Origin of the sequence: Marinobacter sp. MMG032 (assembly GCF_040112695.1) — a bacterium.
Lineage (GTDB): Bacteria > Pseudomonadota > Gammaproteobacteria > Pseudomonadales > Oleiphilaceae > Marinobacter > Marinobacter salsuginis.
Genome location: NZ_CP157802.1, coordinates 961,719 through 975,946 on the forward strand (window position 1 = coordinate 961,719; position 14,228 = coordinate 975,946).

Annotated in this window: 12 protein-coding genes; 10 read left to right on the forward strand and 2 right to left on the reverse strand. The window is 52.6% G+C overall.

Features of this window, described 5'->3' with window-relative positions; genetic code table 11:
• Nucleotides 1-49: 49 nt before the first annotated feature.
• Together ABNF92_RS04405 and ABNF92_RS04410 are read left to right on the forward strand one after the other, a co-directional pair.
• Nucleotides 50-1,173, forward strand: a protein-coding gene (locus ABNF92_RS04405; RefSeq protein ID WP_349343552.1) for an IS3 family transposase whose coding sequence is annotated in 2 segments (ribosomal slippage) — nucleotides 50-308 and nucleotides 308-1,173 — 1,125 coding nt in all. Because the reading frame shifts where the segments join, the coding sequence is not laid out codon by codon here.
• A gap of 589 nt (nucleotides 1,174-1,762) precedes the next feature.
• On the forward strand, nucleotides 1,763-2,437 hold the full coding sequence (locus tag ABNF92_RS04410; RefSeq protein ID WP_349344057.1) for a PEP-CTERM sorting domain-containing protein: 675 nt from the start codon (nucleotides 1,763-1,765) through the stop codon (nucleotides 2,435-2,437).
• 678 nt (nucleotides 2,438-3,115) lie between these two features.
• Here the strand turns inward: ABNF92_RS04410 and ABNF92_RS04415 are convergent.
• Nucleotides 3,116-3,541 carry a VRR-NUC domain-containing protein gene (locus tag ABNF92_RS04415; protein ID WP_349343553.1) on the reverse strand — a complete coding sequence of 142 codons (426 nt, stop codon included), beginning with the start codon at nucleotides 3,539-3,541 and terminating at the stop codon, nucleotides 3,116-3,118.
• Between the two features lie 228 nt (nucleotides 3,542-3,769).
• Here ABNF92_RS04415 and istA point away from each other — a divergent pair, with 228 nt between their 5' ends.
• Entirely contained in the window at nucleotides 3,770-5,314 is a 1,545-nt protein-coding gene (gene istA / locus ABNF92_RS04420; RefSeq protein WP_349343554.1) for an IS21 family transposase, read from the forward strand.
• A gap of 14 nt (nucleotides 5,315-5,328) precedes the next feature.
• Nucleotides 5,329-6,084: an IS21-like element helper ATPase IstB gene (istB, locus tag ABNF92_RS04425; RefSeq protein WP_349343555.1), complete on the forward strand. Its 756-nt coding sequence runs from the start codon at nucleotides 5,329-5,331 to the stop codon at nucleotides 6,082-6,084.
• A 370-nt stretch (nucleotides 6,085-6,454) separates the two neighbouring features.
• Here istB and ABNF92_RS04430 read toward each other — a convergent pair whose 3' ends face one another.
• Nucleotides 6,455-6,892, reverse strand: a complete 438-nt coding sequence (locus ABNF92_RS04430) for a hypothetical protein (RefSeq protein WP_349343556.1) — start codon at nucleotides 6,890-6,892, stop codon at nucleotides 6,455-6,457.
• Nucleotides 6,893-7,231: 339 nt separating this feature from the next.
• Between ABNF92_RS04430 and ABNF92_RS04435 the strand changes: the two genes are divergently transcribed.
• From ABNF92_RS04435 to ABNF92_RS04460, 6 genes are all read left to right on the forward strand, one after another.
• Nucleotides 7,232-8,439, forward strand: a protein-coding gene (locus ABNF92_RS04435; protein ID WP_349342663.1) for an IS3-like element ISMaq2 family transposase whose coding sequence is annotated in 2 segments (ribosomal slippage) — nucleotides 7,232-7,559 and nucleotides 7,559-8,439 — 1,209 coding nt in all. Because the reading frame shifts where the segments join, the coding sequence is not laid out codon by codon here.
• Between the two features lie 717 nt (nucleotides 8,440-9,156).
• On the forward strand, nucleotides 9,157-9,726 hold the full coding sequence (locus ABNF92_RS04440; protein ID WP_349343557.1) for a hypothetical protein: 570 nt from the start codon (nucleotides 9,157-9,159) through the stop codon (nucleotides 9,724-9,726).
• A 655-nt stretch (nucleotides 9,727-10,381) separates the two neighbouring features.
• Nucleotides 10,382-10,813: a hypothetical protein gene (locus tag ABNF92_RS04445; protein WP_349343558.1), complete on the forward strand. Its 432-nt coding sequence runs from the start codon at nucleotides 10,382-10,384 to the stop codon at nucleotides 10,811-10,813.
• Nucleotides 10,814-11,106: 293 nt separating this feature from the next.
• Nucleotides 11,107-11,352, forward strand: coding sequence for a hypothetical protein (locus tag ABNF92_RS04450; protein WP_108019309.1), 246 nt, complete (start codon nucleotides 11,107-11,109; stop codon nucleotides 11,350-11,352).
• Nucleotides 11,353-11,975: 623 nt separating this feature from the next.
• Nucleotides 11,976-12,293: a hypothetical protein gene (locus ABNF92_RS04455; RefSeq protein WP_349343559.1), complete on the forward strand. Its 318-nt coding sequence runs from the start codon at nucleotides 11,976-11,978 to the stop codon at nucleotides 12,291-12,293.
• Nucleotides 12,294-12,944: 651 nt separating this feature from the next.
• Nucleotides 12,945-14,225 carry a site-specific integrase gene (locus ABNF92_RS04460; RefSeq protein WP_349343560.1) on the forward strand — a complete coding sequence of 427 codons (1,281 nt, stop codon included), beginning with the start codon at nucleotides 12,945-12,947 and terminating at the stop codon, nucleotides 14,223-14,225.
• Nucleotides 14,226-14,228: the final 3 nt, after the last annotated feature.

Below are 14,228 nucleotides of genomic sequence, written 5' to 3' on the forward strand. Positions count from 1 at the left end.
TTAACCGTTTTCAGCTTAGTAATGTTCATCACAGCAGAGGACGATGGACATGAAAAAGCGATTTTCAGACGAGCAGATCATCAATATTTTGAAGGAAGCCGAGGCAGGTCTGGCAGTGAAGGAGCTGTGCCGCAAGTACAATATTTCTGACGCCACCTTCTACACCTGGCGCAAGAAGTTCGGTGGCATGGAGGTGTCAGAAGCCCGCCGGTTGAAGGCTGTCGAGGATGAGAACGCCAAGCTCAAGAAACTGCTGGCTGAGTCTCTTCTGGACAATGAAGCGCTGAAGGCCGCTCTCAACCGAAAGTACTGACCGTCGAGAACAAGCGCGAGGCTGTGCGGGCGATGCAAGAGCAAACGCCGATTTCACAACGCAGGGCCTGTTTTCTCGTCGGGTTATCTCGCGCTTCGTTTCATTATCGATCTACCGTTGCAGCTGGCGACAGTGCGCTCAGCGAGCGCATTACGGAACTGGCTCATGAACGCCGTCGGTTTGGTTATCGACGGGTTCACCAACTGTTGCGACGGGAAGGAATCGACGTGAATCATAAAAAGGTTTACCGGCTGTATCGGGAAGCCGGTCTGGCCGTCCCGAAACGCAAGCGCCGCAAAGGTATCGCCATGGAGCGTCACCCCCTGGTGTTGCCGGAAGCTCCGAACCAGACGTGGTCCATGGATTTCGTCATGGACTCATTGGCGTGTGGCCGTCGAATAAAGTGCCTGACTATTGTCGATGACTTCACCAAGGAGTGTCTCGACATTCCGGTAGCCAACGGCATCTCTGGTAACCAGGTCGCCCGAACCCTGGATACCATAGCGGCCTTCAGAGGCTATCCTCAGGCTGTCAGGACAGACCAGGGGCCGGAATTCACCAGCAAGGCTCTGGATCAGTGGGCCTATGACAACGGGGTGGAGCTGAAGCTGATACAGCCTGGCAAACCGACCCAGAACGGCTTTATCGAAAGCTTCAATGGGCGGTTCCGAGACGAGTGCTTGAATGAACACTGGTTTCGAGATCTGGCCCATGCCAGAGAAATAATCGGGAACTGGCGGCGAGACTATAACGAAAACCGACCTCATTCCGCCTTGCGCTACCAAACACCATTGGAGTTTGCAGCTGGCTACCGGACTACGGAAAAAGGTTCAAAATTAACCGACGTTACTAAGCGGTGAGTGGTTTAGTGATTGGGGGCAGGTCAACCTTTGACTCGTTGGGAAAATCTCGCCACGAACGTACTTCCATGTATTTCAGGTTTAGCTCGCCAAATGTCAACTAACCCCGAGAAGAGTCCGTACCGAGCTACCGAATAGCGTAGGCGGCAACCTGGTTTACGGCAAGAAAATGAGAGGTTTGCAACCTTTCCTTTTGCTAACCATTTAAGTCATTTACAGGCTTCGCCTGTTTTCTTGGATCTCCTCGGATACGGAGCTGGCTGAGGCCAATATGACTTACCCACAATCACTGAACCACTCATTTATATCAATATATTTCGAACCTTTTGTAGGAGTACGGTAGCGTGTGGAGACACTCGTATCTCTGAATCTAACAAGTCTTGGTCTTGCGCAGGGACTTTTGCCCAAAATTCATTGGCTCGGGCTCTGACCAAATGTGTCGAGTTTTTTAACAGATGTTGAGTAAGGCTGTAACTAAAGCTCAGACTTTTCTTTATCGTTCAGAAAGCTAACGATTCCGGAACATATTTTGCTAAATCAGATGGGTAATCAACAACCAAAAGTTCTGAGGAGAGCTCTTGTGAAAAGGATGGTTGCACTTCTGTTCGCTCTGGCCTTGGGAGGCGGGGCTCAGGCGAGTTTGATCAGTTACAACGGGTACATTCATGAAACCGGTACGGAAATCGTGACCGGTGGTGGGCTTGAGTGGTTAAGGTGGGATGCCACGAGAAATTCATACCTGGGTTCTCTAAGCACCCCCTTAGACTTATTTCGAGATGATAACTGGAGACTGGCCTCTGTTTCCGAAATGTCAATGCTTATGACAGATTGGGGGCTGCTGGAGGAAAACTTAGTCGACACGGGCGGCTCAGTTAATTTGGGTTATGAGGATCCAGGTGAACTAGAGTCCACGTCCGCCTTTCTCAACTTTTTTGGTTCCACGGGCAGCTTGTCTGGGGGATCAAATAACGATGTCAGGTACTACTCTAGCGCGTTATTCGGAGAATTTACTTCTAGCGACGGTGTCTCATTCGACTTGCTTTCAGCGACTATTATTGGCGATTCTCCAGTTCAGGGGTCTACTGCGACCGGTTTTGTTGAGTGGTCATCGCAGTTGTTTTTCCCTAACTCTTTTATTGGTTCTAGTTACGGACTAGCTCTTGTTCGCGATGCGCCCGTTGTGGAGGTTCCTGAGCCCTCGACATTGGCTCTCCTCGGTATAGGCCTGATTGGTTTGACCACCAGGCGCCGAAAAGCGAATTGATTTGAAATAAAACCCGCCAATTGGTGGGTTTTATTTTTATCGGACACTCGATACGTATTCAACCCATTACCTCGCACCAGATTGAAATAGGTCGGAGATGACCTACCCCTAATCTCTTTCGCCAGCAACATTCGGGTCTGGCGCTCTCATCTTCACCAACCTTCAACCGGTGGGCTTCACCCAAACTCAGCGAGCGTTTTTGGACCAATGTGTAAAGGAGGTTGGTTCATGCTGAACTCTAATGTATATCAATTAAGCGCCCAAGCTGGCTATCGGGCGGCCTTGTGGCGGACGAGGGCGCAAGTTATCAGGTAATTTATTAACTGCCGAAGCTCGTGTTAATGAATTGCTTCGCTTCTTCCGGAGAGACGACCTCATAGTCCCAGGAGGGGTGTCGATAGAGAAACGGGACACCACCCTCTCGGTCGGTCACCTTACATTTTACTTTGAAGAAGGTACCCACGGGATGGGAAAGCCGCATGCCTTCAGAGCACGAAACCTTTCTGTCTGTCGCGACTCCTTGACCATCAACAGCTTTCGCCCTGACTGGTTTGTTCGAAGCCTCTCCACGGTTCTCATAAGTTTGGATTATGAAGTATTTGTAGTTCGACATAATCTTGTCCTTCCTGACGAAACTTAATGGACGGTCCGCAAACTAGCACTGAATTCCGTACCTCTTCAAAGTCTCATCTCATCAAGTTGGATGACACGGACCTTGCGACCAGTCATAGACTCGAGCTCTGCGTGCATGGCGATTTGGTTATCAGTCAACCTATCCTTCGCGCCTTTTACCTCACAAAAGAACCAGTCTCCAGTTTGATTATGAAACGAAAACAGGTCCGGATGACCGGAGGGTGCCCCCATAAGGAAATCAAACACTTCTTGGGGAACCAGCTTTGAGAAAAGACTGATCTTCCGTGGGTGACTTTTGGCGCAATACTTCTCGATCAAACTGAAGTAACCCGTCGATTCGTAGAGCAGGACCGAACTCAACCGTTCAAAAAAATGGTAATTCCGCTGGTGGTCTGTTGTGAGAATTCTGACATCATCAGAGTCAAACAGATCTGGATAACGCTTTACCCACTTTTCACTCAGCTCTTGCATATTCCGGCCCATCGTGACCGGCCATTCCGTTTGAACGTGACCGCCTGTTCCGGGTGATCGTGACCGCTCATTCCGTTTTATCGTGACCGATTTTGGACATTTTTCCGGAATCGCCGGTCACGATGCCGGAATCATCGGTCACGTTCCTCCGGAATCACTGCCAACACGCTGGAATTCTTCCACTTTATCCGGCATACCCCTTCCTTTTTCTATCACGAGGAAGGGTGGATGCCGGCAGCGAGGATTTCCATGCGACAAATCATCGAGGTCTTGCGCCTCAAGTACGAAGCGGGCCTGAGCCATGAGCGCATTGCACGCGCCTGTGGCCTTTCCAAGGGTGTGGTCGGTAAATACGTCAGCCTGGCCACCGCTCAGGGCATCACCTGGCCGTTGCCGGAAGGCACGGACGAAGCACGGCTGGAAGCCCTGCTGTTCCCGGCCAAGACGCCGCCTGCACGCTTTGCCGAGCCCGACTACTTCCAGGTCCATCAGGAGCTGAAGACCAAGGGCGTCACCCTGCAACTGTTGTGGGCCGAGTACGTGGAGCGCCACGGCGACAAGGCCCGCCGGTACAGTCAGTTCTGCCATCACTACCGGCTCTGGCGCGGCCGGCAGAGGCGCAGCATGCGTCAGGTTCATCGGGCCGGGGAAAAGATTTTTATCGACTACTGCGGCCCCACCGTGCCGGTGGTGGACCGCAGCACCGGTGAGATGCGTAAAGCCCAGGTCTTTGTGGCCGTGCTGGGCGCGTCCAGCTACACCTTCGCCGAGGCCACCTGGAGCCAAAGCCTGCCGGACTGGATCGCCTCCCACCAGCGGATGCTGGCGTTCTACGGTGGGGTGCCGGAACTGCTGGTTCCGGACAATCTCAAGGCAGCGGTCACCAGGACAGACCGATACACGCCCCAGATCAACGAGACCTACGCGGAACTGGCGGCCCATTACCAGACGGCGGTGTTGCCGGCACGTCCCTACAAGCCCAAGGACAAGGCAAAGGCTGAAGCCGCTGTGCTGCTGGTTGAACGCTGGATCCTGGCGCGGTTGCGGCACCGAACGTTCTTCTCATTGGCCGAACTGAACTCGGCGATTGCAGACCTGCTACCGGCACTGAACCAGCGCCCGTTCCAGGGACGCTCCGAGAGCCGCCAGAGCCTGTTCGAAGCGCTGGACCGACACGCGCTGAAGCCACTGCCGGCAACGCCCTACGTCTATGCCGAGTGGCGTAAGGCACGGCCGGGCATCGACTACCACATCGAGATCGACAAACGGCTGTACAGCGTGCCTCACGCTCTCGTGGGCGTGAAGCTGGAAGTACGGGTGACCGACACCGCCGTGGAAGTCATGCACAAGGGCCAGCGGGTGGCGTTGCATCCCCGCCACGGCAAGAACCGCTTCGTCACCCTGACCGAGCACATGCCCAAATCCCACCAGGCCCATCAAAACTGGTCACCGGGCCGGTTCCTGAACTGGGCCGCGGACATCGGCCCCGCCACGCTCGATGTGGTGCAGCAACAGCTTAAGGATCGCCCCCATCCCGAACATGGCTACCGGGCCTGCCTGGGGCTGTTGAACCTGAGTCGACGGTACAGCCGTGACCGGCTGGAGCAAGCCTGTGCCCGGGCGCTGTCCATCAACTCGGCCAGCTACCAGAGCATCACCTCGATCCTGAAGCAGGGCCTGGATCAGCTTCCCCTACCACTGACCGAGGAAGAACCGGAACTGGCCGATCTGCCCGTTCACACCAACGTTCGCGGCCCCCGCTACTACCACTGATCCCGGAGAAACTGATGTTGACTCAAAACACCCTCGATACCCTGCGCCAGCTCAAGTTGACCGGCATGTGCGATGCCCTGGAACAACAACGGGCACAGCCCGACACCCACGACCTGGCGTTTGAGGAACGCCTGGCCTTGCTCATCGACCGGGAGGTGCTGCATCGGGAAAATCGCCGATTAGAGCGGCTGCTGAAGGCGGCCCGGCTGCGGGTGCCGGCCTGCGTGGAAGACATCGATTACCGACATCCACGGGGGCTGGAACGCTCCCGCATGGCGGGCCTGGCCAGCTGTGACTGGATCCGCCAATCCCTGAACCTGTGCATCACCGGCCCGACCGGTTGCGGCAAGACCTGGCTGGCGTGCGCCCTGGGCAACCAGGCCTGCCGGCAGGGGCTCTCGGTTCGCTACCTGCGAGTACCGCGCCTGTTCGAACAACTGCGCATCGCCCACGGCGATGGCAGCTACGCACGGCTGATGAACCAGTTGCTGAAGACCGACCTGCTGATCCTGGACGACTGGGGTATGCAGAAGGTCACGGCGCAACAACGGCAAGACCTGATGGAGGTGATCGAAGACCGGCACGGGCGAGGCTCAACGCTCATCGCCAGCCAGTTACCAACCGAACACTGGCACGACTACATCGGCTCCGCCACGCTCGCCGACGCCATCCTGGATCGGCTCCTGCACGGCGCTCATCGACTCAATCTGAAGGGGGAATCACTGCGAAAAGCGAAAACACAAAAGACGGAACCGGTTGACCCATCGTGACCGCTCAGAGTACAAAATCGACTCCAGCGTGATGGCCGTGTGCAAATCGGTCACGATCCCCGGAATGACCGGTCACGTTCGCCGGAATACGCAGCTCTCCCGCCCTGAACTGTTCCCGCCTTTCTGGATGGAATATAAAGACGAAATCTGGATTCCTGTTCATCAGCTCATTTTCACAAAGTGCTCGGATTTATAAATGGCAAAAGCGTAGCTCATTCCACCAAGTGTGACCACGCAATGGCGTTTCCCCTTGCTGGCTCAGTTACCTGACCTCTGCCCAACCAAAAGACGTTCCAGATTTCCTTCCAAGTCCGCGCTTCAACAGTGAGAACGAAACCAGTGAGACTGGGGTAGGCGATTAACGTTCTGTTTAGGAGGATTCTGCTCGGAAAATGTATATACCTATGATTTCACCAGTAACGGCTTCGCGCTGTCCGCTACCTAATGCTTTCTCCCGGGATTCGCTGCCAGTTACTCGGTAGACATATCCAGCATGGTCGAGTCGCCACCCTTCCTGCTCAATCGCCTCAATCGTTGCGGCATAATCATTGGTTTTTGAGCTTTGCCCATAAGCATCCCCCAATGGAATTACCGTTGCTGCGGTTTTACTGAGTGGTAAGTCAATCTGAAAAATAGACGCACCCGATGCTTTGGCAGCACGAGCCTTACCGGCGGGTGACTCAGCAAAGGCTTTTTCTTCACGCTTCCGTAAATATTCAGCTTTTTTGCGTTCTTCCTCGGCTTTTCTTTCACTCCGCTCTTTTTCAAGTGCGGCCTTTTGTTCTGGTGATTTTTTAAACAAACCCATTGATCCTATACACCCGTATGGCGTGTCTGGCAGAGACCACAATCTGACTCTGCACGTAGCTGAAACTACCCCCAGTAAAACATCTTGGTTTGTTTATTACTGGAGCTGAGTCCTGAAGTTGGCAGTATCCTAGACCATTTCATCCACAGCAACCACGTGGCCCATCGCCTTATCCAGTTGGCAACTTCCTGACCTCAACCGTCTACCTTGGCAGAAGATATAGTTAGCTCGTGGCGTGTTCATAAACTTACTTACTCTCTGTAGTAGCCCCCAATTAAACCGGACACCTTGGTAGAAGCAAAGGCCTAGGCATAGACCTAGTGCAAAGGAGTGTCCAAGGTGGAGAGAATCGAAGTCATAACCGGAGTGCAGCGCCGTCGCCGGTATTCCGCGCAGGAGAAAGCATTCATGGTTGCAGAGTGTGAGCAGCCAGGCATGTCGGTATCGCTTGTAGCCCGGCGTCATGGTATATCAGCAAGTCTGTTGTTCCGTTGGAAGAAGCTGATGAAAGACGGTGGCATGTCCGCGATTGAATCCGGTGATGAGGTTGTAAGCGCATCCGAGGTCAAAGCCCTGAAAAAGAAGGTTCGGGAGCTGGAGCGGATGTTGGGCCGCAAGACGATGGAAGCTGAAATACTCCGGGAAGCCCTGGAGGTGGCTCAGTCAAAAAAGTTGATCTCGCGCATGCCGTTGCTGCCACCGGACGATACCCTCTGAAGCGGGTTGCGGAAGTGCTGAAGGTATCGCGCTCCAATCTTCTGGATCGCCTTCATGGTCGCCAGAAAGGCCGAAGCCCGAGATACAGCAAACAAGACGATGACCGGCATTTGCCGTTTATCCGTGAGCTGTGCGAGGCCCGTGCTGCCAATGGCTATCGAAGGATCACGGCTCGACTGAATCGGTTGCTCGCAGCCAACGATGAGCGAGTAAACCACAAGCGCGTGTACCGACTGATGAAGCAGGATGGGCTGCTGTTACCCCGGTATACAGGGCGACCTCAAGAGCGCTGCCACAATGGCCAGGTTATTACGTTGAAGCCGGACCTTCGTTGGTGCTCAGATGGCTTTGAGATCCGCTGCTGGAACAAGGAGGTTGTCCGCGTAGCCTTCAGCCTGGACTGCTGTGATCGCGAGCTGATGCGCTATGTAGCGACTACTGGTGGCATCACCGGTGAGATGGTTCAAGACCTGCTGCTGGAAAGCTTGGAATACCGGTTCGGCCAGTCAGAGCGAGTGCCTCATCCGCTGGAATGGCTGACGGACAATGGCAGTTGCTACATTGCCAAAGAAACGCGAGCCTTCGCGTCCTCTCTGGGCTTTGTCGTGTGTACCACACCGGTGAGAAGCCCTCAGAGCAACGGCATGGCTGAGGCCTTCGTGAAGACGTTTAAGCGCGACTATGTGTACTTGAACGATCTCCCTGATGCCGCCACGGTGATGGCCAGGTTGCCGGAATGGGTCGAAGACTATAACCGCAGCCACCCGCACAAGGGGCTGAAAATGAAATCGCCCTGGGAGTACCGGGCGGAACTGGCATCAAACGAATGAGGTGGTGTCCGGTTTAGCGGGGGCAACTACACTCTCCTTCAAGAGCGGGCACCCAGAACACTATCTGGGCGAGTTCCAAGAGTTGCGTGGCATCGACTTTGTCTACCAATCGATCCTGCCATTTCCAAAAGTCCCTGACCGATACGCTACCCACTACCACTACAAAACCGATACACACCCGATAGACTAACTGCGACAACATACAAAGTGACAGGCCCGTCATGGATGATGTCTAGAGGAAGCCAAGAAGTTCCACAGACGTCTACGCCCGGCATACTAACTGGGCTGACAGCCCGGATGGTGACCATACACAACCGATACACCATCTCGGGTATCATTCGTGGCAGAAACCAGGTTTGAGCAACCTTATTTACTTAATTTATAAGTGGCTTGCGTGATCAGAGTGAACGAAGCTTACTAGTAGAACTGTAGATGGCCTCCGGCCATTCGGTGAAGGTCGAAAAGGGTATTGAGGGTAAGCATTGTCCTTTGTAGACGTGTCTAGAACCAGATGAACTGACCAGCCTTTGAACGCCTTTAAATATAGTTGGCCAAAAAAATGCTATTAATCAGACATTTAAATACCTTAAATTCACGTATTTTTGGATATCTAGCTCCAAATAACCAACACTTTTTAGTTATTAGAGAATCACCCAACCTATGTCCGGAAAAAAACGAAACAGCCAAACCATTGAAATTGTGGGAGCTCCAGCCGGTATGGAGTTCCGCCCCTATTACCCCAGACGACAGGGGCGATATACGAGCATCTCGCTCATCCGTATCCGAAACAGCAGAGACCCTGATCCCGACCTGCTGGACCTGCTGGGAGGTCTTTCCAAGGGCGCCAGAGATCTGTTCCTCGAGATCAAACTCAACATGGATTACCGGACCTACACGGCAACTCTGCCGAACAAGAACTTGCCCCGGAGCGAGATCAACAGACGCAGCAGGGCAATCGACGAACTGCGCCGGGCCGGCAACGGGCTAGCGTGTAGGGTTCCAACCAAGGGTGTAACCAGCGTTGCAGGAGTGGAGCAAGGATTCCGCCCAGGCACATTCATGCTGTCGCCCTATTACATTTACCCAAACCATCTTTATGAAAAGGAGATCCAGAACGTTTGGAACCAGTCCATTGCACACAACTGGAACCAAAGTAGAAAAGTGAGAACACCCTCAGTCTCGGCTGAACCGGACGTAGCTGAGGCAACTCCTGAAGAGGAGAAGCCAATGGAACTATTGCTCAAGCAGCCTTCCAGATCCCCTGTCGCATACGATGAAAATACCTGAAATGCCTACGGTCACAGTAAAGACTGACTGAACAGAAAAAACCAAAGTACCCCCCCCCCGGTATGGCCTTACAGCCTTTCGGGGGAACTACCCCCACCCTCGTTTTACTTCGCTCAGACCCATGGCTTCAGCAGCCTTTACTCAACCTACACAGACCTACACACCTACACACCTGGCCAGTCAGTCTACTGACCGGCTTGCCCACTGAGTTCGGTTCCGCAAAAGAGACTCGAACTGGCACATGTCTGCACGCATGCATTGCGAATAGCCACAAACCGTCACCACTCATCCTGAATGGTTTTCCCACCCTCCCCACCTTTGCCGCCTCCGTGCCCTGACGCCACTACGCTCCGCTGCGTGACTTGGGCACTCAGCGGCAAAGGTGGATAGTTCAAACCACGGAAGAGAGCCATCTCAGTCGATCCTGAGACTTGGACGGCGTCCTCCGGACGCTCCATGAAACAGTCACAGAAAGGCTGTTAAGAGAACGTTTTAGACGCCCTCCGGGCGTTCAGTGCACCACCAAAAGGTGTTCGAGAAGAAAGAAGAAAGTAGAGAAAGAGAACAACGGGGGAATTTCTCCCAGGTCTGACAGACCGGAAGACCTGGGGGAAATTTCCCCCTATATATAAGAGTCGTTTTATAGGAGAACCAATTGGACATCAGACCCATTGAAGAAATGACACACCTGGCAGCGAGGCTAGGTCAGTCAGGAATGGACCGAATTCGTTATGCAGGTAAAGCCAATCCAACGAAACAACCTCGCTCAACCAACATAGAGAACATCGTTCTTATACAGATGCAGACGGTAAGACCAAATACACCCGGTTGTAGGGTGAATGAACTCATTGAAGGAGCTGCAATCCTGGATACCAACCAATCAAAGCCACTGAACATCAATCGGATCTTCAACATCCTGCAATGTATGCAGGTTATCAACACTCGAGAGATCAAAACAATGACTGGACTTAATAAACGGCAGGCTCAGAAGTATATGAGAGCAGTCAAGTTCATCCTTCCGTATCTGGAAGCACACTTTAACTCCATAGAGGAGTCCGACCACTTCATTCAACCCATAAAACACTGATCACTATTACACCGAACTTTCCAACAACCAGATAAACAAGCCTCAGAACTCCACTCATGAGGTCCAGTGGTACACATAAACAACCCTTTTATCGAAGAAGCACCCCCTGGAATTCACTTCTACACAACTGGACTTACTAAAACCTCCAATCAACTAACTACCAAGGACATTTGATGGCATACATACAAGGATCACCACCGATTAAATACAACAAAACCAACACACAGAGCACCTCTCAGGTGCTGCTACCCAAGTCACTCCCATTAAACCCCGAAATGAAAGGAGGAAAGCACATGTATAAGGCACGCTTTGATCCCAACTACGTTCAGGTCGCCAAACATGAAGCCGCAGAAATTCTGGGCATCACTACTGAAGAGCTGGATCACCGAAGAGCACGCGACAAGCATTGCCCAAAAGGATTCAGAGACTGGGAACGCTTTCCGCCAACCACCCGCTTCCGACTCTCTGACATCTACGAGTACAGTGAAAACATAATGAACAGAGCACAAGAAGCCCCCACAGACCCCATTGTCGATTAGAACAAGCGTTCAATGATAAAGGAGCAGTCATGCACCAACTAGACTACAAACATATAAACCCATATCACGTTCAAATCCCCAAGAAGCAGGCCGCAATCATACTTGGGATTAGCGTTTCCGAGTTAGATAGGCTCAGAAAGTCAGATCCCCGGTGTCCCAAAGGGCACAAAAGAGATCCTGAAAGGTTGGCTCGAGTGTATTTTCGCTTGTCTGACATTTATGCCTATAGCGAGGCTCTGATAGCAGACTCGATGCCGACTGAAAGCTACCAAGACGCCGGAAATGAGTCTTAAATCACTAAGAGCCCTCCAAAGAGCTCCAAATACCTGAAAACCTCATACATATATGGACTTGCGCAAGCACTCAGGCTATATCAATGGCTCGCTGGGGAACTTTTGAGACTGACTCAAGTTGATGAAAGCCTTCATGCTTCCCGCAATGTCAGCATAGCGGGAAGCACTTGAGGGAAGACTGGCGTAATGGCCTGTCGTCAGACGAAAACCCCTACCCGAAAGGATCCTCCGAGCACCAGGACTACGCCTGGGAGCATCACCGGCTCATGCACGAAGAGTTTGTTCGGGACTGTCTGGCACCTTCATATCCAAAGAACCAAGGACGTACCCATGAAAAAGTTGTTGTCTGCCATGCTGGCACTGACCATTTGCTCGCCCGTACTGGCTGAAACCAGTTCAGAAAAGCTACAGGCCTGCCTCAAGGATGCCGACATTGCCGAAGTCATTTCTATGAAGCGACAGGAAGGCACGCCCCGTCAGGTCATCACGGATATGGTGTTGTCATCAACTCCAGAACTTGCTCATGCCTATTTTCTGGCAATGGTGAATATGGCCTACGCGGAGCCCATTCAGGTCAGTGAACAGGCAAAGAACAACATCAACACAGATATACGTAATCGCATTATGAGTATCTGTTTGGAAAACTGAACACTGCTGCCCCTTGGTTTCAGGGGGCATCGGAGAGGGGTTGGATATAGTTGATTATATCTGGCCCCAACCAAGAAACAGAAGCCGACCTTTGGCAGCAACTCTTATCTTCTGACTTTAGCGGGACGTTCATTTAACCCCCAAACGCTCGATCCACAAGGATCACAACTGGAGCTCAGCCTCCAACACCATGAAACAGCCCGCCCTGAGCTAATTTGACCGCAAGTAATAAGCGATTCCTCGCGTATCCGGAGCTCTTTATTGAGATCAGCAGAGCCCAGCTCACTCGCTGATGAACTTAGTCCAGCAATTCCAAGCATTACCTCTAATCAACCGCTTTAACCGCACGAGCAACTTCGTTGCTGACGTGTTGAAGCTCAATCAACCAAACCACTGAACTTATGAACAAACAAAACACACCGCAATACTTTGCCACCAGCAGACTTTACAGCCCCAACAACCCAAACCAATACGCCAACGCGGGGGATAGATGATGAATCAACCCCGCTGGGTACTTGAACGAAGACTAACCGAACTCACTGGCCTCACCAAAGAACAGGTAAGACTCCGAAGATCCCAATGGATTGAGAGTCGACAGTGGAAAGTCGGGCCAGACAAATCCTTTTGGTACAACCTTGAAGAGATAGACAAATGGGTAGAACTAGGAAGGGCAGCTTAAGCCCTGAGGAGGAACGCAAAGCGATTGAACAGTTGGTTCAACAGTCACCAGGCATTGAACTGCGGGGTGAAGCGCTCCGAATTGATTTCATGTATGAAGGCAAACGATGCCGGGAAACACTGAAGATACCGTTAACCTTTTCCAATGTTGAATATGCGGTCAACAAACGAAAGAGCATTCAGTTGGAGATCCGCCAAGGCACATTCGATTACGCAGTGCATTTCCCTGAATCGGCAAAGTCTCGGAACACTCCGGCAAGTCGAAAGATCACACTGAAGGAGTTGTATGACCGGTATTTGTTGGTTAAGACCACGGATATCACCGAAGAAACCGAACGGAGATACAAGGTAGCTCTCAAAGTCTGTGGCGAGATCGTTGGCTGGTCTGTGCCGGTCAACACGTTGATGCCCGAGGATGTTGACCAACTCAGAACTCGCCTGATCGCGAGCCGAAAACCCACCACAGTGAACCATTACCTAGCCACATGGAACGGAATGGTGGAATGGGGACGGTCTAACGAGTACGTCACCAGGTCACTGGAAGCAGTCTTCTTCAAAAATCGGGCAGAAGATCCGGACCCGCTCTCCCTGGATGAATACAAGCAGATCATCGAGAAAGGCTGCCTGCACGCCCAGGATAAAGCCCTGGTGACGTTAGCGGTCTACGCAGGCCTACGTCCCGGGGAGCTCTGTGCGTTGGCTAGAGAGGACGTGAAGGGCAACCTGCTGCACGTTCGCCGGTCAGTGACTGCTTCCAAGGTTCTTAAAGTCCCGAAAACTGGCATGGCTCGGAAAATCTGGTTGGTTCCTCCCGCCATGGAGGCCGTAAACGCTTTGCTGAAAATGACCGAGAATGCAAAACCAAAACAGGAGACCGTTGAGATCAGCCGCCACCAGACGCGCCAGGAAACGCTCACACCACTGGTCACACCATTGCAGGCCCGAAATAAATCTGTCGTCACTCCTCGGATGCAAGTTGGATCATGGGCCAGAAAATGGGCGAAGCTGTTGTCAAGGGCGGGTGTCCGACGTCGGGTGGCCTATCAAACCAGACACACTTACGCCTGCTGGTCTCTGACTGCCCATGGTAACATTGCGTTCATTGCAAAGCAGATGGGCCACAAGGACTATTCCATGTTGGTGAAAGTCTACGGCCGCTGGATGGATTCAGAGTCTGAAAACGAGGCGGAGTTCATCTGGCAAGAGCTCCAGAAAAGCGGTGCGTTTTGCCCCACGATTGCCCCAAGCGAATGAGGA